The organism is Butyrivibrio sp. VCD2006 (genome assembly GCF_000423925.1).
Classification (GTDB): domain Bacteria; phylum Bacillota; class Clostridia; order Lachnospirales; family Lachnospiraceae; genus Butyrivibrio.
The window spans coordinates 157,195-178,739 of the sequence record NZ_AUIX01000003.1 but is presented as its reverse complement, the minus strand read 5'-3'; the positions used below and the strand labels follow the sequence as shown (position 1 = coordinate 178,739).

Here is a 21,545-nt window from a genome sequence, read left to right as displayed (position 1 = left end):
ATTTCTCGGCCACATGGGTTAATTTTTTTCCTATGTGGCCGATATATTTTGTGTAAAGCTATGGGCGCAGCCTGAAATAATAAAGAAAGGAGGAACAGGATTTGATTAATAACGCGATTCCGGGTATTAACAACATAAATGCATACGTTAATACCACTACAGCAAGAGGAATTGATGCTTCGCAGAATCAGACTGCTGATTTTCAGAAGGCGCTTTTGAATGCCAATACTCAGAAACGTTCCACAGAGATTTCCAATGATGTAGCAAAAACCCTTTCAGCAACTGGTGCAGTCACAAAGAATGTAAGTGCCACCTACGAAAAATCAAAGGCAGCAAAAGAGCTTGATGCTCAGAATAATCAAACCGCAGCTACTGAGAAAGCCGCTACCACTGTTACCAAAGAAACAACTGAAACGAATACCGGTAAAGAAAACGTGACAAATGAGGAAGCTGTAGCTTCTGTAAATGCTACGGAAGAGGCAGAGGAAAACACTCAGGTAATAGCTGAAACGGAAGAAAATACTGAGGGCGAGTCAGCAGTAGTTGTTATCGCAGAGGAAGCAGATGATGCGCTTCAGGAGGCAATGCTTGAGAGCAGCAGACAATTACTTGAAGAACTTGCAGATGCACTTGGAGTTGATATCGAAGATATTCAGGACGCGATGGCAACCCTTGGACTTACAACAGTAGCAATACTTGATCCCATGAACCTCACACAGATTGTAGGACAGCTTACGGGAGCGAATGACGTAATGGCAATCGTTACCAATGCTGATCTATATCTCAATGTGCAGAACATGCAGGATGCGGTAGATACTACAAGACAGGATCTCATGCAGGAATTTGGTCTTACTGAAGAGGGACTTAGCTCAGCTCTTGAGAACTTCAATGAAGCATTAAGTGAGAAAATGCCTAAGGAAGAGTTCACCATTGAAAGCGCTGATGAAAAGGCACCTGTAAACATTCCGGGTGTTGCCGGGAATGACAAAGCTACTGAAGGAGTAAGACTTGATATTACCGGAGATGGTTTGGTTAAGGAAGTCAGCCAGACAGCCACTGAGGTTCAGAAGACCACAGATAATAATAATTTCGAAGTGATACCTGAAGAGACTGATGAGTTAACTCCTGATTTTAAGATTACTGTAGAGACCGAGGAACAGCACGAAGAGCATCATAGTGAAAACAAGAAGCAGGAAAACACAGAAGGGTCAATTTACAATCAAGTGATGAACCGGATATCCTCATCCCTATTTGAAGTAGTGGAGACCGAGAGCTATGGGCAGATGGCAAGGGCTAACACTCAAGAGATTATGGATCAGATAACCGAGTACATCAAAATGAATGTAAAGCCGGATACAACCACAATGGAACTTCAACTTCATCCAGCAAGTCTCGGTAATGTGAATGTCATTATTGAAGCAGCTAAGGAAGGAAGTGTAATAGCAAAGTTCCTCACTCAGAATGAAGATGTAAAAGCGGCCATTGAAAGCCAGATTCAACAGCTTCAGGAAAAACTAAATGAACAGGGCGTAAAGGTTACGGCAGTAGAAGTTACAGTTAATGCAGGAGCTTTTGATCAGGCCCTTAATGACAGCCAGAGCCAGAGAGAAGATGATGCTGATGCACAGGAATCCATCAGAAAGCCAATGAGAAGAATAAGACTTGATGATCTTGCACTTGAAGAGCTTGGCGAAATCGAGGAAGAAGATAAGCTTACAGCTGAAATGATGGCAATAAACGGTAACTCAGTAGACTTCTCAGCGTAACATGAGGCGGAGGTAACTAAATGAGTGTAAATGCAGTAGTTGAAAACGGTAAACTAGTTGATACAAAAGCTAAGACAAGCGATACAAAAGCGGCAGCCAATCAGGGATATGATAAAAATGCTTTTATGAATATTCTCTGTGCGCAGATGAAATACCAGGATCCGCTTGAGCCGACTTCAAACACGGAATATATCAATCAGTATGCTACTTTCACACAGGTTGAGCAGCTGTCCAATATGGCTGAAGCGTTCTCAATGTCAAGAGCATCAGATCTTGTAGGAAAAACTGTTATCGTTTCTAACGAAGCAGGACAGCAGGTACAGGGCAAGGTTGATTATGTGACCTATAAGAGCGGCGAAGCATACCTCAATATCGATGGCACCGATTACAAGATGGAAGATGTCAGCTCAGTTGCAGACAGCCACTTTGTTGAGATCCACGATCAGGTTGATGATCTTACGGCACTTATGGATAAGTTCCCTGTTTATGAAAACATGGTATTCACGGATGCTGAAGCAATTTATAAAGCATACAGCTTCTACGAGAATATGGATGCGGATGCAATTGCTCTACTGGAACAGGCAGATATTGATAAGCTTGAAAAGTATTATGCAAGAGCACAGGAACTTGTTCAGGAAGCAGCACAGAATCAGGCTGACTATGAGAAACAGCAGGAGGCAGATCAGGAAGCAAAGATCGATGAGATTACAAATGATCCTGATGCAGGTGATCCGGAGACCGCCGAATAAACGAAAGAATAACAAATTATTAAATTTTAGAAAAAATGTGAAAATAGCTTAAATATTTGATTAGGCAACCGAAATATATATCGGCAAAGCAATTAGGCTTAGTGTTTGTTTATGAAAAGGAGTAAGCCGTGAGAATAGATAATACAAGCGGATTCCTTTCAATTGAACAGGTTCAGAACCAGTATCTTGGTCAGGGCGAAAAGATCAGAGGCGGTGCCGGAGTGCAGAATGCAAGCTTTGGCAAAATCCTCTCTCAGATCGAAGAAAGCAGGGAAGGTGTCAGATTTTCAAAGCACGCTTCCAACAGACTAAGTGACCGTAACATTGAGCTTACACAGGATCAGATGAACCGCCTGAATAACGCAAGGAATCAGGCCAATGCGAAAGGAATAAACGAATCACTCATCCTGGTAGATCAGCTTGCCTTCATCGTTAATGTAAAGAGCAATACAGTAGTGACAGCGATGGATAGCCATGAAACTGGCAGCAACATTTTTACCAATATAGACGGAGCGGTAATCGCATAAGCCCTAAACTTAAGTGGTAAGTAAAAAGAGAAAATGACCGGACCGAGGGTATTTCGCATAATACCCGTAAACTCACAAAAAAGGTGAGCGTCTAAGGAGGTCACGAATTCCCGACCGACAGAAGGAATTCAAATTACGTTTCCAAATGTCTTTTTATTTCCGCAAAAGAATAGAATATGTGTGCCGTCCCCCTCTAGTTTAATCAGGAGGACATGCCTTATGATGAGATCACTTTTTTCCGGTGTAGCTGGACTTAAGACCCACCAGGTCAAGATGGATGTTATCGGTAATAATATCGCTAACGTTAACACTACATCCTTCAAATCACAGTCCATCACCTTTAGTGATTTGATGTACCAGACTACACAGCGTGCATCCAGAGCTACCGAGAGAACCGGTGGTACCAATTCTCGTCAGATTGGTCTTGGTGCGAAATCAGGCGCAATTGCAACTGCAATCACACAACAGGGTGCAACAGAGACAACAAATAATCCCTTTGATATGCGTATTACCGGAGATGCGTTCTATGTTGTAAACAATGGTAATCAGACAATGTTTACAAGAGATGGTTCCTTTTATGTAGATGGTGCAGGTAACCTCGCAATGCAGTCAACCGGATACTTCGTATACGGCTGGTCAGCTCAGGAAGATCCTGAGACCGGAGAGATTTCAGTAAATACTAACGGCGGTATTGGCAAGCTCATGATTATGAATGCCGAAAACATGACATATCCTCCGGAAGGAACAACTGAGGCAGTTGTAAGCGGAAACATTGACGCCCACGATACCAACATAACAAGCGATAACGGAAAAACAGTTACGCTGGAATTCTACGACAATCTTGGTTATCTTTACACAGCAAAATTTGCTGTTCGCGATATCGATGATGTTGAACATGCATACACCATGACTCTCGAGGACATCCTTGATTCTAAAGGAAATACAATAGGCGCAGATAAGATGAGCCGTGTTATTTTCACAGATAATCCTGACTATACAGAAGAGACATATAAGCTTCGTGAGCCCTGGACAAAAGAGATTACAACTGTAAATTATTCAGCGGTAGTAGGTGCACAGTATACAACCTTTAAGAATGCAGCAGGTGCAACAGCGTATAGTAAGGTCCCTACAACCGGAGTTATTTCAACATTAAACGAAGACTTCCCGTCACTTCTTGTAAATGTTTATGGAAATGATGCTGCAGGAGCAACCGCTACGGATTATTATGAGATTGATAATGATGGAAATCTTACAATTTACCCTGTTACATCCGGTACCCCTGAAGCAGGAACAGTTGCTCCTTACTATGTATCAGGCTCAACAGAAGTGAACATTTCTTACTATAAGCCTGATGGTGGTACACCTATAGTAGTTCCTAAAAATGGAACCTGGGATGCCCTTGATGCTGATAAGAAGTCAGCGCTGGTGAGCATGTTTGGAATAGATGAAGCGACCATACAGGCAATGGTTGATAGTGGAAAAGAGCCAACCTACACTATTTCAAACGATGGCGTTAGCAAAATTACCTTTACTCCATATCAGGTTACTACTAAAACAGCAGCTACTTTAGGAATTACACTGGCAAAATCCGGTAATAGCAAGGTTAAAGTTACAACTGCTACAGGTGAGAGCGACACAATTACAACCTCAGGTTTGGTCACAAGCCTTAGTGCTGATATGAAAACTGCATTAGGTTTTGCCACTGTAACTTCTGCTTCCGCAACCTACACAATTGATCCCGAGGGCGGTACAGTTACTGTTAAGGAACCAATCACTGCCGATAAGGAATCTTATGAGAATGACAAGAAATATGCTATTGATGCAAAGAGCGCTGCACAGGGTAAGATTTCCTACATAAATCTTAAGACAGGAAAAGCTACCACAATCGAGACAAGTGGAACAACAAGCTCTCTTACAGCAGCAATGAAGACTGTATTGGAAGAAGTTTTCGGATTTGTTCCTACAGATGATGATGTTACATATTCACTTACAGGAAATGGAAGCTCGCTTACAGTTGGAACAAGAAATACAGCAGACTTCTCAGGGCCTTTCTCAATCACAGAATCAACAAGAGAAGTAGATTTAGATACTTCATTTACTCTGACTCCAACCACAGCTACGTTTACCAATAATATCGATGATTCAACTCTGTATGAGAATATTCCGAGAACCGGATATGTATCAGAAATCTATGATGCTACACTGACAAAGGATTTCTTCTCAGATGTTTACAACTATACACCGGATCCCGGAGCTACAAATTATGAGAACCTTACATATCACATCTTGGAAGACGGCACATTACAGGTTGTTAATAACTCAATTACCATGACCTATAACGAAAAGACCGGTGCTATTGAAACTCCTACAGAAAAGATACCTCTTCGTTTCGTTAAGGAAAGCCTTATTGAAAACGGTGTTGACCTCATGGGCGGATTCACAAATGTTAACCTGGATCTTTCCACAACAACTAACTACAACACCATGGCAACATCTACAGTTGGAGCAGTAAAGGGTGATAAGGACAGTCTTAAGACAGGTCGTTCCGTTGGTGAGATGAACGGTGTAACAGTCAGCAAGGACGGAACAATTTACGCAACCTATTCAAATGGACAGACCAAGCTCCTTGGCCAGATCGCAACAGCAGAGTTTGCTAACGCATCAGGTCTCGAGAAAAACGGTGACAACCTCTACACTCAGACACTTAACTCCGGTGAAGCAACAATCCAGGATGTAACAACAGACGGTGGCTACATCTCAACCGGTGTTCTGGAAATGTCAAACGTAGATCTTTCAAGTGAATTCACAAGCATGATCACAACACAGCGTGGATTCCAGGCTAACAGCCGAATCATTACAGTATCAGATACACTTCTTGAGGAGCTTACAAATCTGAAGAGATAATAATCACTTAGATCGGGGGAGATAAGTGAATAATACATAAAAGAGCGCTAGGTAAAGCGCTCTTTTATGTATCTGTTTATTTAATTATTTATTTGTATATAGAAGCAGTTCACTGTTCAATCACTATGGGTGGAATTTTGATTGAGAGTAGATGGTGAGCATAGAATGATTGTAATAAAATTTCAAAATATTCCTTTTGATATGAAAATTTATTACATAACTAAATAGTATTGAAGAGTCAAATATATAAAATCCAGATTAACAAACTCCAAAAAAACATTAAACTTGTGAGCGCATTTAAATTCTTTCCAAAAGCCTAAGAAATTGTTCCATAAAATCACGAGATATTGTATAATAGATTCTAAAGTATGCACAAGATATAGCATGTAATAAAATTTTAAAATAATCAATAATATTTGAAATAAAAATTCAAATGCTGTGTTTTTGCTACTTTTGTTAACACATTATATTAAAAAATCGTGTTAAAATTGTCTTAATTAAATTTACATATGAAAATTTGATATTGTAGTACTGCTTACGCTTGAAAACTTTTTACAAAAAACGGAGTAAATAGAATTGATAGAGATTACCAGAATGGATGGCCGGACAATACTGGTCAATGAGAATCTGATAGAAACCGTTGAATCTACTCCCGATACAGTAGTTATTATGGCTAACGGGAGGAAATTCATTGTTCAGGAGTCACTGGTTGAAGTCATGAAGAGATGTAACGACAGATGGGGGATTCAAACAGGAGCGCCGCTTGTATCAAGCAGTCAGGAAGCGAAGACGGTTCGTGTGCATGAAGCATTGCATTAATCCCTTTTGCTAAATTTCTTATGAGAGGAGAAAACTAAGTGGATATTGCGTCATTACTTGGTGTATTACTTTGTTTCGTTTTCATGATTTTGAGTATCGTATTTGGTGCCGGTATCACCGGTGTTAAATATTTCGTGGACGCGCCTTCCGCGATGATCACATTTGGTGGAGCTTTTATGGCGGTTCTTGCTTCCAGAACTATGCCCAGCTTTATAAGCGGACTTAAGTCCTACACGCTTATCTTTAAAATGCCTAATGATGATGCTAAGGGTGTTATCAAGCAGATCATTGATCTATCTAATACTGCTCGTAAGGAAGGACTACTGGCACTGGAGGAAGCAGCAAGTAATATCGAAGATCCGTTCATGAAAAAGGGTGTAGGTCTTATCGTTGATGGTACTGAGCCTGAACTTGTTAAGGCTATTCTTGAGGCCGAAATAGATGCCATGTCAGAGAGACATAAGGAGAATTATTCATTCTTTGCCGATGTTGCCGGCATGGGACCTTCCTGGGGAATGATCGGTACACTGCTCGGACTGGTTCTTATGCTACAGAACATGTCAGACCCTTCATCAATCGGACCGTCCATGGCCGTTGCCTTGATCACTACATTCTATGGTTCGGTTTTGGCTAACTGGTTCTGTTACCCGGCTGAGAATAAGCTTAAGGCCAGGGATAACGCTGAATACACACTTAAAAGTATTATTATTGAAGGACTTTTGTCTATTCAGGCAGGTGAAAATCCGCGTGTTACTGAGGAAAAGCTGAAGTCATTCCTGTCACCTGCCAACAGAGCAGCATATGAAGCAGAGAATGGTTCAGGCGATGGAGGCGGAGGAGAGTAATGGCTAAGAAACCAGAAGAGATAAAGCCGGGCTTGCCTGCGTGGCAGGGTACTTTCGGTGACCTGATGAATCTGCTGCTGTGTTTCTTCGTGCTACTGTTCTCAATGGCGACAATGGACGCAGCAAAGTTTGAAGAGGTAGCAGCATCTTTCAGCTCTGCATTTGGTATTTTTCAGGGTGGTGAAGCAGCGCTTGGTCAGGGAGCACTGGTAGGAGACGGTATTTCACAGCTTAATCAGCTGTCAAATTATATTATTTCCATGGGTATTGCCCAAAGCGGATCTCAGGAAGAAGACCTGACAGATTCCGAGGGAACAGATGCCAGTGAGAGTGGCGGTGCAGGTGTTACTCAGGACGGCGAAACCGAAGGAATAAGAGAGGGATCAGGTGGAATCAGTTCCGGACTCGAAGGCGGTTCCAAGGGAACGGGTTCTGAGGGTGAAGTAACTGATGAACAGCAGGAGAGTACACCGGTAGAGGCTGAGCCTACCACTGAGGAAACTCAGGAGGCTGCAGAAGCGGAACAGCTCAAGGCTTCAGAATCTCTCGCCGCACAGGTTCAGGAACAGCTGGATGCAATGGATATCACTAATCAGGTGGATGTTAATTTTACCAGTCAATTCGTACAGCTTACATTGCAGGGAGCTATCCTGTTTGATACCGGTAATGCTGATCTTAAGCCGGGTGCTGATGCCATACTTGATAAGGTTGGATCAGTCCTTGAGCGATATGCCGGAGGTACCATAGAGATTGAGGGACATACTGATAATGTTCCGATGAACCGAAAAGGTGGCAAGATTTCCAATAACGATGAGCTTAGCGATGCAAGAGCACTTTCGGTATTCTATTACTTTATCGAGAATACATCTCTTGATCCTTCTAAGCTTAAGCATTCGGGAAGAGGAGAGTATGAACCTGTTGCCGACAATTCTACCCCTGAGGGCAGAGCAAGGAACAGGCGAGTTGAGATAAGAATATACAATCCACTAAGTCCTATGTACTAATTATGAGGGAGAACAAAACATGAAAAAGAACCTGCTTGCAATTATTATTTTGGCATTACTTCTTGTTAATACCGCTATGACAGGCTTCATGATGCTGACTGTCATGACAACAAATAATCAGGCAGTTGCTCTGATCGGTGACATAGCTGCAGCCCTTCAGATTGAGGCCAATGGAGGCGAGAACGGACAGGGATTTTCCGGATCGGCTACCGGCAATGTTGATATCAGCAATATGGTTCCTTATTCAATAGCTGATATGACCATTTCACTTAAGGAGGATGGAAGCGGCAAGTCACATTATATGCTTACGACTATAGTTTTATCCCTTGATAAATCCAATGAGGACTATGAGACCTATTACGGTGCGGATGGCACAACATTTGCCACCTATCAGGATAAGATTAAGTCAATTATCACGGAGGTAGTTGGTGCGTATACACTTGATGAGATAAGAACGCATGAGGATGAGGCTAAAGAAGCTCTGCTTGAGAGAATCCAGGAGCTGTTCAACTCGGGATTCATATATGAGGTTAGTTTCTCAGGTAGCGTATATCAGTAATATATGGGGAGTATGAAAAGAGTTTATTATGAATAAGGTTTTTTACCGTAAAAGTGAGGTGATCTACGCTTGAGTGAAGTATTATCACAGAATGAGATAGATAATCTACTGGCGGCTCTTAATACCGGTGAACTTGACGTAGATCAGATGTCTGCTGCGGACGAGAAAAAGGTCAAGGATTACGACTTTAAACGTCCGGCGAAGTTCTCTAAAGAACATCTAAGAACCCTCGAGATGATCTATGAACATTATGGAAGACTGTTGTCAACAACGCTTCCGCTTTATCTAAGAAAAAACGTACAGGTTTCTGTTGCTAACTCGGAAACTGTTACGTACTCAGAGTTTAGTAATGCTCTGAGTAACCCGGTAATTCTGGGAATTATCAATTTCCTGCCACTGCAGGGAACAATAATTTTGGAGCTTCAGGCTAATATCGGTTTTGCTTTCATAGACAGAATGCTTGGAGGCGAAGGTGTTGGACTGGATAAGACAAGACCATTTACCGATATAGAGATGCCTCTTATCGAGAAGCTGATAACCATATGTATGCAGCTTATGGTTGAACCATGGGAGAACGTTCTTGCGATCAATCCCATTATGGAGAGAATAGAAACCAACCCACAGTTTGCGCAGGTTATCTCACCTACAGATATGATCGCGATCGTGACACTTAACATTAAGATAGGTGATGTCGAAGGACTTATGAACATCTGTCTGCCATACTTCACGTTGGAGAGTGTCATGGATAAGTTGAATACCAAGTTCTGGTTTTCAACTATGCAGAAGCATGATGATGATACTTACGGTGAGCATCTTGAGTCTCTTGTGAGACATGTGGATGTACCGGTTAAGGCTATTCTTGGAAGATGCAATGTTTCAGTCAGTGATTTTGTTCAGCTCCAACGGGGTGACATAATCAGACTTGAGAGTCAGGTAAACAGCGAGCTTCAGGTATATGTTGGTGATATATATAAATTCACAGCTCTGCCCGGAACCGCAAAAGATAAGTACGCCGTCAGAATAACGTCGGTAATAAGAGAGGAGGAAGAGTAGCAGCATGGATGGAATGCTTTCACAGGAAGAAATAAATGCACTGCTCGCCGGTATGGATTCGTCAGGAGGTGGCGACGCCGGTGGCGGAGATGCTCCGGCTGCAGACGCAGGTGGGGATGCTCCGGCTGCAGAGGCTCCTTCAGGCGGTGGCGGCGGCTTTGTAGCCGGTGAAATCGATGAGAGCCTTTTGAATGATGAGGAGAAGGATGCGATTGGAGAGGTGGCCAATATCAGTATGGGTTCCTCTGCGACAACCCTGTATTCACTCGTCAATCAGAAGGTTAATATCACTACGCCTCAGGTTGAGTTGGCAAACTGGAATACAGTTCTGCAAAATTATGAAAAGCCCTGCGTATTTATTCAGATTAAGTATACTGTTGGTCTTGAAGGTACCAATATTCTTATTTTGAAAGAGCACGATGTTATGGTTATCACCGACCTTATGATGGGTGGTGACGGAACCAATACAGAGGGTGAGGTTGGAGAACTGCAGCTTTCCGCTATTTCAGAAGCGATGAACCAGATGATGGGTGCTGCGGCAACATCACTTTCAACTATGATCGGAGAGAAGGTAGATATCAGCCCGCCGGAGGCAACCCTTCTCGATATGATCGATGACGATCCCAGTGAGATTTCCGAGTTCCTGACAGGTACTTTCTGCCGCGTAACATTTAAGCTGCAGATCGGTGAGCTTGTCGACTCTACACTTATGCAGTTGTATCCTATCGACTTTGCTAAGAGTCTGAAGGATACTATAAGTACTGAAGCGCCTGCTGAGGAAGCAGCACCGGCACCTGCGCCGGCACCGGCACCTGCAGCACCGGATATGGGAATGCCTATGCCCGATGCAGGAGCTGCTATGCCAGGAGCTATGCCCGGTATGGATCCGTCCATGATGCAGGGAATGCCTCAGATGGGAATGCCTCAGATGGGAATGCCTATGATGCCAATGGGAATGCCTATGATGCAGCCGCAGATGATGGGCGCGAATGTACAGCCTGCTCAGTTCCAGAGCTTTGCAGCAGGCAACCCGATGATGGCGGCCGGAGAGAATATTGGTCTTATCAAGGATGTGCCTCTTGAGGTTACTGTTGAGCTTGGAAGAACAGCTAAAGCGATATCAGATATTCTTGATTTTGCCCCGGGTACCATCATAGAGCTTGAAAAGGTAGCCGGTGAACCTGTTGATGTTCTTGTTAACGGTAAGTTTGTTGCCAAGGGCGAGGTTGTAGTTATTGAGGAGAGCTTTGGCGTTCGTGTAACAGAAATAGTTCAGTGATTATTGGAAGGTCAATAAAATGAGTGTTTCATCAGTAGCGCAGCTGGTTACTGTACTGATAATATTTATACTGGTTTTGGCTGCGACCTATTATGTAACAAAGTGGATTGCCAAATATCAAAAGCAATCCATCTTCACTTCCAATATGGAGGTTATGGAGACCTGTAGGATTTCCACAAATAAATATCTCCAGATTGTGAGAGTAGTGAATAAGTATCTGGTAATCTCTGTTTGTAAGGATACGGTTACATTGTTGTCCGAGCTTTCGGAGGATGAGTATGAACCGCCTGCAATAAAGGGGAATGATCCTATGGATTTTTCCAAAGAATTCGAAAAAGTATTGGAGCGGTTTAAGAAGAAGTAAAGGTATGAAAATTTTCAGGGGAGTAAATGATTTAAAGCCATTACTAATGAAAGGCATTTCTTTGATATGCCTTTCTTTCGTTATGGCTTTTTGTATTTTTAACAGTGGTTCGGTGACGATTCACGCATCAACTTCATACGTCGATGATACGCACCCAACAGATCCTACTGTTGACAGAGAAACGAATCTGACAGGAACGGATAGCGAGAGGACTAATATTACTAAGCCCGGTTCTGCCAAAGATGCAGATGATCTGAAGGAACTAAATATAGCAAATACGGTAACCGTGACCTATGACAATGGCAACGGTACCATCAATGGTGCTCTAAGAATCCTTATTACGTTGACTCTTATTTCGCTGGCGCCGTTTTTACTTATAATGATGACCTGTTTTACCAGAATCATCATTGTACTTCATTTCACAAGAACTGCGATAGCTACTCAGACGGCACCGCCTAACCAGGTTCTGATGGGGCTTGCACTTTTCCTTACATTTTTCATTATGCAGCCCACTCTTACACAGGTTTATGAGACGGCGGTTGTTCCGTTTGATAAGGGAGAGATTGATCAACAGGAATTCTTTGATACTGCAATGATTCCTATAAGAGAGTTTATGTATGGACAGACTCAGACTAAAGATGTTCGTCTCTTTATGGAAATAGATGATATCGAATGGGATGGCGAGCTTGACAGTATTCCCAATGCGGTACTTATACCGAGCTTTGTAATCAGTGAGCTTAGGACAGCATTTATTATTGGTTTCCTGATATATATTCCGTTCATAGTCATCGATATGGTTGTGGCTTCGGTACTTATGAGTATGGGTATGATGATGCTACCGCCTACGACGATTTCGATGCCGTTTAAGATTCTGTTGTTTGTATTGGCAGATGGATGGAATTTGATAATTGGTAGTCTTGTTAAGACGTTTTATTAAACCCTCATCCGCCCTTCGGGCACCTTCCCCCAAAGGGGGAAGGCAAAGTAAAAAAGCCTTCCCAAAAAAGGAAGGCAGAGTAAAAAAGCCTTTCCAAAAAGGGAAGGCAGAGTAAAAAAGCCTTCCCAAAGGGAGAAGGCAAAGTAAAAAAGCCTTCCCCCCTTTGGGGGAAGGTGGCCCGCAGGGCCGGATGAGGGGAATTAAGAAAGGAGAGCACTATGTCAGTAGATGACGTAACAAGCATAATGAGTAACGGCCTTTTTATGGTTATAAAAATAGCTGTACCCGTACTTCTTGTATCGCTCATAGTCGGACTTTCGGTTTCGATTTTTCAGACAGTTACATCAATTCAGGATCAGACACTGACCTTTGTTCCTAAAATCATTATTACATTCCTTGCTCTCATGCTTCTTGGAAACTGGATGCTTACTGAGCTTTCGAACTATGTAATAAAAATTTGGTCAGACTTCTCCCTGTATATTCATTAGCGGAGGAAGACGATTTGATAGATTATTCGTTCTCCTATGGTGACCTTGAGGTTTTTTTGCTGATACTGGTGAGGGTGACAATGTTTGTTTATATTGCGCCCTTTTTTAGTACACCAAGTACTCCTCAAAGAGTGAAAATCGGGTTTTCGATTTTCCTTAGCATACTTTTGTATGGATTTGCACCGGTTAATACAATTGAATATAACACCATTCTTGGCTATACGATTATAGTCATTAAGGAGTTTTTCACCGGGCTGATAATCGGATACTCTGCGCAGGTATGTACGACGATTGCATCACTTGCTGGTCAGATTTCGGATATGCAGGTTGGCTTGTCAATGGTGCAGGTAATGAGCCCTAACAGCAGAGAACAGGTTCCTGTGACAGGTGCTTTGTATCAGTACACATTTTTGGGAATGATGCTTGTCAGCGGACTTTACAGATATTTTGTTTCTGCTCTTGCTGATTCTTTCAGACTGATCCCTGTGAATGGAGCGATTTTTGATTCAGATAAGCTTCTTAATTCTATTGTTAAGTTTTTGAGTGCATATATGATCATAGGATTTAGAATATGCCTGCCGATTTTTATTGTTACATTTATGATGAACGTAATACTTGGTGTGCTTGCGAGAGTTGCACCTCAGATGAATATGTTCGCAGTAGGTATGCAGCTTAAGCTTATCGTGGGGCTTCTTATTATGTATATAACAAGTACGCTTTTATATAATGCCTCGGACTTTATTTTCTCAAATATGCGGCAGATGATGACGGAGTTTATAAATGACCTTGTGTGAAGATTATGGAAAATTGCATAGTGATTTTATGATCTCTTATGATCTGCAGTTCTTTGCTGATGGACCGGGTGGTGAGAAGACTGAAGAGCCTACCGCCAAAAAGCTCCAGGATGCCAGAAATGAAGGACAGGTTGCAAATAGCAGAGAGGTTGGAAATGCAGCGGGACTACTGGCGCTCTTTCTCATGATCAGATTCCTGTATGGATACATGGGCGATAATTTCTCCGGAATGTTCAGGTATGTATACAATCAGATTCCAACTACAATTATCATGTATGAGGGCTATACTCCTTTTCAGGATATTCAGGCAATGATGAAGCATGCGGTAATTGTCATGTTTTTGACAGCATTGCCTTTTTTTGCTGTGGCAATACTGATAGGTCTTACTGCCAATATAGCTCAGGTTGGTTGGAAGGTGACTACCAAACCGTTGCAGCCAAAATTTAGCAAACTGAATCCTATCAGTGGATTTAAAAAGATATTTTCATCCAGGTCTCTCTTTGAGCTCATTAAGTCGCTTGCCAAGATAGCAATTATAAGTTTTGTTGTATATAACTATTTTACCGGAGTTACAGCATCCTTATTTACTCTTTATGATATGCCTTTAAAACAGGCTATAGGTCTGATGGGATCTATGATAATAGATGTGGGTATAAGAATTGCTGCAATATACGTTGTAATTGCAGCTGCGGATGTAATCTTCCAGCGAAGGAAATTCAAAAAGGATATGAGAATGACCAAGCAGGAAGTGAAGGATGAGTATAAGAATACTGAAGGAGACCCTCAGATCAAGGGTCAGCAGAGAAGACGAATGATGCAGGCTTCTCAGAGGCGAATGATGCAAGAACTCCCGCAGGCGGACGTTGTCATCACGAACCCGACTCATTATGCTGTTGCCATTAAGTATGATGCTGAGCTTTATGATGCACCTAAGGTTGTTGCCAAGGGTGAAGATTATCTCGCACAGAGAATCAAGGATGTGGCTAAAGAAAATGGTATAGAAATCGTTGAGAATAAGCCTCTTGCCAGGATGCTGTATGCAAATGTTGAAGTCGGTGAATTTGTTCCGCCTGAATTATATCAGGCAGTCGCTGAAGTTCTTGCATTTGTCTATCATTTACAGGGCAAAGTATAAGTGTGATTATAAAAATGTCCTGATGGTGGTCTTGTGCCTTATTTTCCTCTTGAACACAATATATGGTATGCGCTATACTGAATATGTATAGTTGTGAAAAAATGGGGAAGGGGGGATAAAATGCTCGAGATTATCAGAAAACGTGCTTTCGATTATGGTGTGGCACTCTATTTTGTTGCGGCCGTAATGATGCTCATTATCCGTATACCGACATGGTTAATGGATGTTCTTTTGGCATTTGATATGTCACTTTCCTTTGTAATACTTTTCACTGCCATGTTTTCAAAGGAAGTATTGGATATGTCATTCTTCCCGACTATCCTTTTGTTCACGACTATTTTCCGTATTGCTTTGAACGTATCATCTACCCGTCTCATTCTGACAGGAGGAGACGCCGGTAGAGTTATTGAGGTGTTCGGTTCCTTCGTTGGTGCCGGAGATCTTATCATTGGTGCTATCGTGTATGGCATGCTCATCCTTGTTCAGTTCATGGTTATCAACAAAGGTTCTGAACGTGTTGCTGAAGTATCGGCACGTTTTACATTGGATGCTATGCCAGGTAAGCAGATGGCGATTGACGCCGATCTTAATACTGGTGCCATAACTGATCAGGAAGCTAAGGAGAGACGAGAGAAGATTCAGAACGAGGCCAGCTTCTTCGGAGCAATGGATGGTGCTACGAAGTATGTTAAGGGAGATTCTCTTGCAGGTCTAATCATAACTGTTATTAACCTTGTCGGCGGTATCTTGATGGGTGTGTTAAGACAGGATATGGCTGTCACTGATGCCCTTGATAAATATTCGATTCTTACCATGGGTGATGGACTTGTAAGTTCTATACCTTCTCTTTTGGTTTCACTTAGCACCGGTATCCTTGTAACCAAGGGTGGTAAGGAAGCAGATTTTGGACCTGCTCTTATCGGGCAGCTTTTTTCCATGTCCAAGACTCTCTACCTAGTTGGTGCTGTAGTGGCCGCGTTAGGTATTCTCACACCTTTGCCCAATATACTATATATACCTCTTGGAGGATTGATTGCCGGTCTGGGATTCCTTATGGACAGAGAAAAGAAGATCGCACACACAGAGGAAGAAGTTATGGCTGAGGAGGAGCAGCAGGCTGAAGAAATAAGACAGCCTGAGAACGTTACCAGTCTTCTTCAGGTGGACCCTATCGAGCTTGAGTTCGGTTATGGAATAATTCCTCTTGCCGATGTGAATCAGGGCGGTGACCTTCTGGACCGAGTTGTTATGATACGTAGGCAGATAGCCTTGGAGCTTGGTACTGTAGTACCTATTATCAGACTTCGTGATAATATTCAGCTAAATCCCAATCAGTACATTATAAAAATTAAGGGTATTCAGGTAAGTGATGGTGAAATTCTCTTTGATCACTATATGGCAATGAATCCCGGTAATGTTGAGGAGGAAATCACCGGTATTCCTACCTTTGAGCCTTCCTTCCATCTGCCGGCTACCTGGATTACTGAAAGTCAGAGAGAACGTGCGGAGTCATTGGGATATACCGTTGTAGATCCGCCTTCTATAATAGCGACACACCTCACAGAGGTTATCAGGAACCATATCGCAGAGCTCCTTACGAGGCAGGATGTACAGAATCTTGTCAACAACCTGCAGGAGAACAATCCTGCACTGGTGGACGAGCTTGTGCCTAAGCTCATGAGTCTTGGTGAGATTGAGAAGGTTCTTCAGAATCTTCTTTCGGAGGGTATTTCCATAAGAGATCTTGTGACGATTTTCGAGACTCTTGCAGATTATGCACCTTCGACCCATGATAGTGACATATTGACCGAATATGTAAGACAGAGCCTAAGACGTGCTATTTCCAATAAATACTTTTATCCCGGAGAGACCACAAGTGTTATTACGCTTGATCCCAAGATAGAGCAGGAGATAATGCAGTCTGTTAAACAGACAGAGACAGGGGCATATCTTACTCTGGATCCCACAAGGACGAAAGCAATTCTCAAGTCAGTGGGTGAGCAGGCTAAGAAGCTTGAGGATGCAGGTATGATACCTATAATCATGACCTCACCTATAGTGCGTATGTACTTCAAGAAAATGACTGAGGATTATTACAAGGATCTCATAGTTCTTTCATATAATGAAGTAGAACCCAATGTTGAGATGCAATCTGTAGGAATGGTAGCGGCATAATATGATTATTAAAAAATTTACCGGAAAAACTGAATCAGAAGCTACAGAGTATGCAAAGAAGGAGCTGGGCGACAACATTGTAATAATGAATGTCAGGCCTGTAAAAAAGAGCGGCTTTTTTGCATTGTTCGCACCCTCAAAGATTGAGGTTACAGTGGCGCTTGAGGACGAACCTTCAAAGACGATTCGACCTGTAAAACCTGTTAAAGATCAGGGAAGAGGAGGCAAGCCTTCTGGCAGACCTACATCAATGGCAGATAAGCTTTTGAAAGCACAGGCAGACGGTGAGATACCGCCTCTCAAGGTCTCTTCTACACCTTCTGCACCTTCCAAAAACGAAGTTGCAAAGGAATACATTCCGCAGCAGGAAGAGAGCAGCGCTATTGAGGAGAAGCTCGACAGCCTTCATGATCTCATTGAGCAGAATCTTAAGAGTGAAAAAGATGATGTGAGAAGTGAAACTCTTGATTCTTTTGCTGACAATTCGGAAGTGAAAAATACTGTTTCTGAAGAGACGTTATCCTTTGTGCGTGTTCTTTACAACACACTGATTGAAAATGAAGTGGATGAGATTTATGCGAACCAGCTCACCGATGAGGTCGAGAAGGTAAGTAAGCCTAACATTCCTATGGAATATGTGCTTGCGAATGTATATCAGAAAATGGTCCTCAAATTCGGACCTGCCAGCAGAATCAAGGAAAACCCTGACGGACCCATTGCTGAGATATTTATAGGACCTACAGGTGTCGGCAAGACAACTACAATAGCCAAGCTTGCGTCGGATCTTTGTATCAATAGAAAAAAGAAGGTTGCTTTGCTTACGGTAGATACATACAGAATAGCAGCTGCTGAACAGCTTAAAACTTATGCTACTATCATGGATATTCCTTTCAGAGTTATTTATTCTGTTGAAGAGATGAAACAGGCTGCAGAAGACTTTAAGGACTATGATTATCTTATGGTGGATACTGCAGGTCACAGCCTTCACAATGAGGAGCAGAAGGCTACAATGATCGGCTTCATTAAGGCTCTTGAGGAATGCTGTGAAACTGAGAATTATCTGGTACTTTCAGCGACAACCAAATACAGAGATCTTATCGAGATAGCTGATGGATATTCGGAACTCGTTAAGTACAAGCTGATTTTTACAAAAATGGATGAAACCAGATCCGCTGGAAACCTTTATAATATACATATGCATACGGGAGCACCTATGTCATATATCACTAATGGACAGAATGTTCCAAGCGATATAGCGGTGTTTGATGCACAGAGAAGTGTAAAAGGTCTTCTTGGCGGAAAATAGTAGATGATTTTTACATATTTTGATAGAATAGAGACAGGATTATTTTTATGGATCAGGCTGAACAGCTAAGACGTATTATAAAAGCAGGAAATACAAAGAAAAGGCCACTTGCGAGGATTATTACGGTAACCAGTGGCAAGGGTGGAGTTGGAAAATCCAATGTTGCGATCAACCTTGCCATACAGTTTCGCAGAATGGGACAGAGAGTTATCATTCTGGACGCGGACTTTGGACTTGCTAATATTGAGATCATGTTTGGTACTATACCTAAGCACAATCTGAGTGACCTTATCTATCAGGGTAAGAATATAAAGGATATTATTACCTGGGGACCTGAGGGAGTAGGATTTATATCCGGCGGATCAGGAATTTCAGGAATGTATAACCTTAGCAGGAATTACCTTGAATATATAATTGTTAATTTGGCAGAACTTGATGCCATTGCAGATACTATAATAATTGATACGGGTGCCGGTATTTCGAGTGCGGTAATGGATTTTCTGGTTGCCAGTGGTGAGATCATTCTTGTGACCACCCCAGAGCCTACTTCCATAACAGACTCGTATTCACTTCTTAAGGCACTTAATCAGCAACCCAGGTTTTTAAGGGACAGCACGAAAATTAAAGTCGCATCGAACAGGGTTGCATCAGCAGAAGAGGGACAGCAGCTTTTCAACAAATTAAATGCTGTTGTTGCAAGATATTTGAAGCTACCGCTTACATATCTTGGGGCAATTCCTCAGGATCAGATGCTTGCGAGAGGGGTAATGCAGCAGTCACCGGTTTCAATACAGTACCCTAATTCCAAGTCTTCTAAGGCATTTGAGCAGATTGCCAGATCTCTTGTAAATAAAGATGTGGATAATGAGTATAAGCCAAGGGGAATGGCAGCATTTTTCTCACATATAATAACCGGTCGTAAATTAAACTCAGAGAAGAATACCGGAGATAAGGCTTCCGGACAGTAATAAAAAAGGTAAGAGGGGTACCTACATGCTTGCGGACTACATTGCGCCAGGCAATAAAATTGAACTGAAGGCCATCGGCAAGGTTTGGATGGACGATGACAGCCGCACGAAGAAAATTCACCTGAGTAAGATTACAGATGTTTTGTCGGAGGACAGGATTGAAGTATTAATGCCAATGGATAAGGGGAAGCTTGTGCTTCTTCCCGTTGACGGTGAATACAGCCTGTGTTTTTACAGCGCCAGGGGACTTTTTCAGTGCTACGGAAGGATTATAGACAGATATCGAAGCAATAATGTTTATATTCTTGTCCTGGATTTACTAAGCAACCTTCAGAGGTTACAAAGAAGAGAGTATTACAGATTTAGTTGTGCGTTGGAACTGAGATCAAGGATATTCTCTGAGGAGGAAGTTGAAGCCATCAGACGTAATTGGGGACTTCTTTTAGGAACAAATAAACCTCTTCAGCGGAGCGTTATAGTGGATATTAGTGGAGGCGGCTTAAGGTTTGTCGCTAATTTCCAGTATGATGAGGGCAGTACAATTTACTGTTCATATCGTTTGCCCGGAAACATTAATAATGTGGAGTACGAGATGGTGTGCACCGTACTTCGGGTACAGGAACTTGAAAACAGGCCAGGGCTGTATGAGCACCGCATACAGTACACCTACATTGATGAGACTTCCAGAGAAGATATTATCCATTTTATTTTCGAGGAAGAACGAAAAATCAGAAAGAAGCAAAACTAAATGTCGAAAAAAATTTTGTTAGTTGATGACTCTGCACTTATGAGAACCGTCCTTAGTGATATTATTAACTCAGATTCTAGATTTCAGGTTGTAGATAAGGCTAAAGACGGAGTTGAAGCCCTTGAGCTTCTCAAGAAAAATTCATACGATGCAGTAATTTTGGACGTTAATATGCCGCGTATGGATGGAATAACATTACTCAAGGAAATCAATAAAAATAAAATAAGGGCGAAGGTAATGATGTGTAGTACAGATACTAAAGAAGGAGCAAAGGTTACCCTCGATTCCCTGGAACTGGGAGCCCTTGATTTTATTCATAAACCGGATCGCGCCTCGGATTGCCGTGGCGATGATTTCACCAGTTCGCTTACAAGGACATTAGCAGCTGTTTGCGAGTCCAAAGCGCCGGTTAGTGCGAAGGCTTTTTCAATCGATGAGATCAAAGCCTCTCGTAAGATGGTGGATATTGTCGCTAAGCATGCAGACAAGGTCACAGGAAATCGTATCGTTGCGATTGCCAGTTCTACGGGTGGGCCTCGTGCGCTTCAAGCGGTTATTCCCAAACTTCCCAAGAATCTTAAAACACCGGTTGTACTTGTACAACATATGCCGGAAGGGTTTACAGCTTCACTTGCTGAGAGACTGGATTCTCTTTCAGAGGTTCATGTTAAGGAAGCTGCAGAAGGAGATGTTCTTCAGGCAGGTACCGTCTATATTGCAAGAGGCGGTAAGCACATGCATGTACTCACATCCGGTGGAAAGCATACCATCCATTATGTGGACGGACCCACAAGAGAAGGCGTGAGACCTTGCGCTAACTTTATGTATGAGTCTCTTATGGATTCCGATTATGACAGCATCTGCTGCGTAGTACTTACCGGAATGGGTGCGGATGGCACTGAGGGAATTAAAAACCTGAAATCAGTTAAGAAGGTTCATGTCATCGGTCAGGATGAAGCATCCTGCACAGTTTATGGCATGCCTAAGGCGTTGGCAACAGCTGGTCTTGTTAATCAGGTCGTTACACTTGATGACGTAGCCCAGGAAATCATTATGAACGTTGGCGTTAAGTGATTATCTTTACTGGTTCCAGTCCTTTTACTTAACGTAAACGTGACGTTTTCT

The 21,545-nt window shown here is 42.4% G+C and carries 20 protein-coding genes; all 20 read left to right on the top strand.

Features of this window, described 5'->3' with window-relative positions; genetic code table 11:
* Positions 1 to 101: 101 nt before the first annotated feature.
* Positions 102 to 1,766, top strand: coding sequence for a flagellar hook-length control protein FliK (locus G586_RS0103555; protein WP_026526607.1), 1,665 nt, complete (start codon positions 102 to 104; stop codon positions 1,764 to 1,766).
* A 20-nt stretch (positions 1,767 to 1,786) separates the two neighbouring features.
* The gene (locus tag G586_RS24595; RefSeq protein ID WP_051204482.1) at positions 1,787 to 2,515 is read left to right on the top strand and encodes a flagellar hook capping FlgD N-terminal domain-containing protein; all 729 of its coding nucleotides are present in this window, start codon (positions 1,787 to 1,789) and stop codon (positions 2,513 to 2,515) included.
* 128 nt (positions 2,516 to 2,643) lie between these two features.
* Positions 2,644 to 3,042, top strand: a complete 399-nt coding sequence (locus G586_RS0103545; protein WP_026526606.1) for a TIGR02530 family flagellar biosynthesis protein — start codon at positions 2,644 to 2,646, stop codon at positions 3,040 to 3,042.
* A gap of 219 nt (positions 3,043 to 3,261) precedes the next feature.
* Positions 3,262 to 5,946, top strand: coding sequence for a flagellar hook-basal body complex protein (locus G586_RS27330; RefSeq protein WP_051204480.1), 2,685 nt, complete (start codon positions 3,262 to 3,264; stop codon positions 5,944 to 5,946).
* A 576-nt stretch (positions 5,947 to 6,522) separates the two neighbouring features.
* On the top strand, positions 6,523 to 6,765 hold the full coding sequence (locus G586_RS21625; protein WP_035772364.1) for a flagellar FlbD family protein: 243 nt from the start codon (positions 6,523 to 6,525) through the stop codon (positions 6,763 to 6,765).
* A gap of 38 nt (positions 6,766 to 6,803) precedes the next feature.
* The gene (locus G586_RS0103525) at positions 6,804 to 7,610 is read left to right on the top strand and encodes a motility protein A (RefSeq protein WP_026526605.1); all 807 of its coding nucleotides are present in this window, start codon (positions 6,804 to 6,806) and stop codon (positions 7,608 to 7,610) included.
* Positions 7,610 to 8,614, top strand: coding sequence for an OmpA family protein (locus G586_RS0103520; protein WP_026526604.1), 1,005 nt, complete (start codon positions 7,610 to 7,612; stop codon positions 8,612 to 8,614). The genes G586_RS0103525 and G586_RS0103520 overlap by 1 nt, the downstream gene beginning before the upstream one ends.
* 19 nt (positions 8,615 to 8,633) lie before the next feature.
* Positions 8,634 to 9,173 (top strand): flagellar basal body-associated FliL family protein, encoded by a 540-nt coding sequence (locus G586_RS0103515; protein WP_026526603.1) that lies wholly within the window; start codon positions 8,634 to 8,636, stop codon positions 9,171 to 9,173.
* Positions 9,174 to 9,242: 69 nt separating this feature from the next.
* Positions 9,243 to 10,226 carry a flagellar motor switch protein FliM gene (gene fliM / locus G586_RS0103510; RefSeq protein ID WP_026526602.1) on the top strand — a complete coding sequence of 328 codons (984 nt, stop codon included), beginning with the start codon at positions 9,243 to 9,245 and terminating at the stop codon, positions 10,224 to 10,226.
* A 4-nt stretch (positions 10,227 to 10,230) separates the two neighbouring features.
* Positions 10,231 to 11,505, top strand: coding sequence for a flagellar motor switch phosphatase FliY (fliY, locus tag G586_RS0103505; RefSeq protein ID WP_026526601.1), 1,275 nt, complete (start codon positions 10,231 to 10,233; stop codon positions 11,503 to 11,505).
* Positions 11,506 to 11,524: 19 nt separating this feature from the next.
* The gene (locus G586_RS0103500; RefSeq protein ID WP_026526600.1) at positions 11,525 to 11,869 is read left to right on the top strand and encodes a flagellar biosynthetic protein FliO; all 345 of its coding nucleotides are present in this window, start codon (positions 11,525 to 11,527) and stop codon (positions 11,867 to 11,869) included.
* A 4-nt stretch (positions 11,870 to 11,873) separates the two neighbouring features.
* Positions 11,874 to 12,806, top strand: coding sequence for a flagellar type III secretion system pore protein FliP (gene fliP, locus G586_RS0103495; RefSeq protein ID WP_026526599.1), 933 nt, complete (start codon positions 11,874 to 11,876; stop codon positions 12,804 to 12,806).
* 218 nt (positions 12,807 to 13,024) lie between these two features.
* The gene (fliQ, locus tag G586_RS0103490; protein ID WP_026526598.1) at positions 13,025 to 13,294 is read left to right on the top strand and encodes a flagellar biosynthesis protein FliQ; all 270 of its coding nucleotides are present in this window, start codon (positions 13,025 to 13,027) and stop codon (positions 13,292 to 13,294) included.
* Positions 13,295 to 13,308: 14 nt separating this feature from the next.
* Positions 13,309 to 14,088 (top strand): flagellar biosynthetic protein FliR, encoded by a 780-nt coding sequence (gene fliR, locus G586_RS0103485; RefSeq protein ID WP_026526597.1) that lies wholly within the window; start codon positions 13,309 to 13,311, stop codon positions 14,086 to 14,088.
* Positions 14,075 to 15,223 carry a flagellar biosynthesis protein FlhB gene (gene flhB / locus G586_RS0103480; protein WP_035772361.1) on the top strand — a complete coding sequence of 383 codons (1,149 nt, stop codon included), beginning with the start codon at positions 14,075 to 14,077 and terminating at the stop codon, positions 15,221 to 15,223. Before fliR ends, flhB begins: the two co-directional genes overlap by 14 nt.
* Before the next feature lie 120 nt (positions 15,224 to 15,343).
* Complete coding sequence (gene flhA, locus G586_RS0103475) at positions 15,344 to 17,398, top strand: flagellar biosynthesis protein FlhA (protein ID WP_196811539.1); 2,055 nt, start codon at positions 15,344 to 15,346, stop codon at positions 17,396 to 17,398.
* A gap of 1 nt (position 17,399) precedes the next feature.
* Positions 17,400 to 18,704, top strand: coding sequence for a flagellar biosynthesis protein FlhF (gene flhF / locus G586_RS0103470; protein ID WP_026526594.1), 1,305 nt, complete (start codon positions 17,400 to 17,402; stop codon positions 18,702 to 18,704).
* A gap of 47 nt (positions 18,705 to 18,751) precedes the next feature.
* Positions 18,752 to 19,672, top strand: coding sequence for a MinD/ParA family protein (locus tag G586_RS21620; RefSeq protein ID WP_051204478.1), 921 nt, complete (start codon positions 18,752 to 18,754; stop codon positions 19,670 to 19,672).
* Between the two features lie 25 nt (positions 19,673 to 19,697).
* Positions 19,698 to 20,420, top strand: coding sequence for a flagellar brake protein (locus tag G586_RS0103460; RefSeq protein ID WP_026526593.1), 723 nt, complete (start codon positions 19,698 to 19,700; stop codon positions 20,418 to 20,420).
* Entirely contained in the window at positions 20,421 to 21,494 is a 1,074-nt protein-coding gene (locus G586_RS0103455) for a protein-glutamate methylesterase/protein-glutamine glutaminase (protein ID WP_026526592.1), read from the top strand.
* Positions 21,495 to 21,545 lie beyond the last annotated feature (51 nt).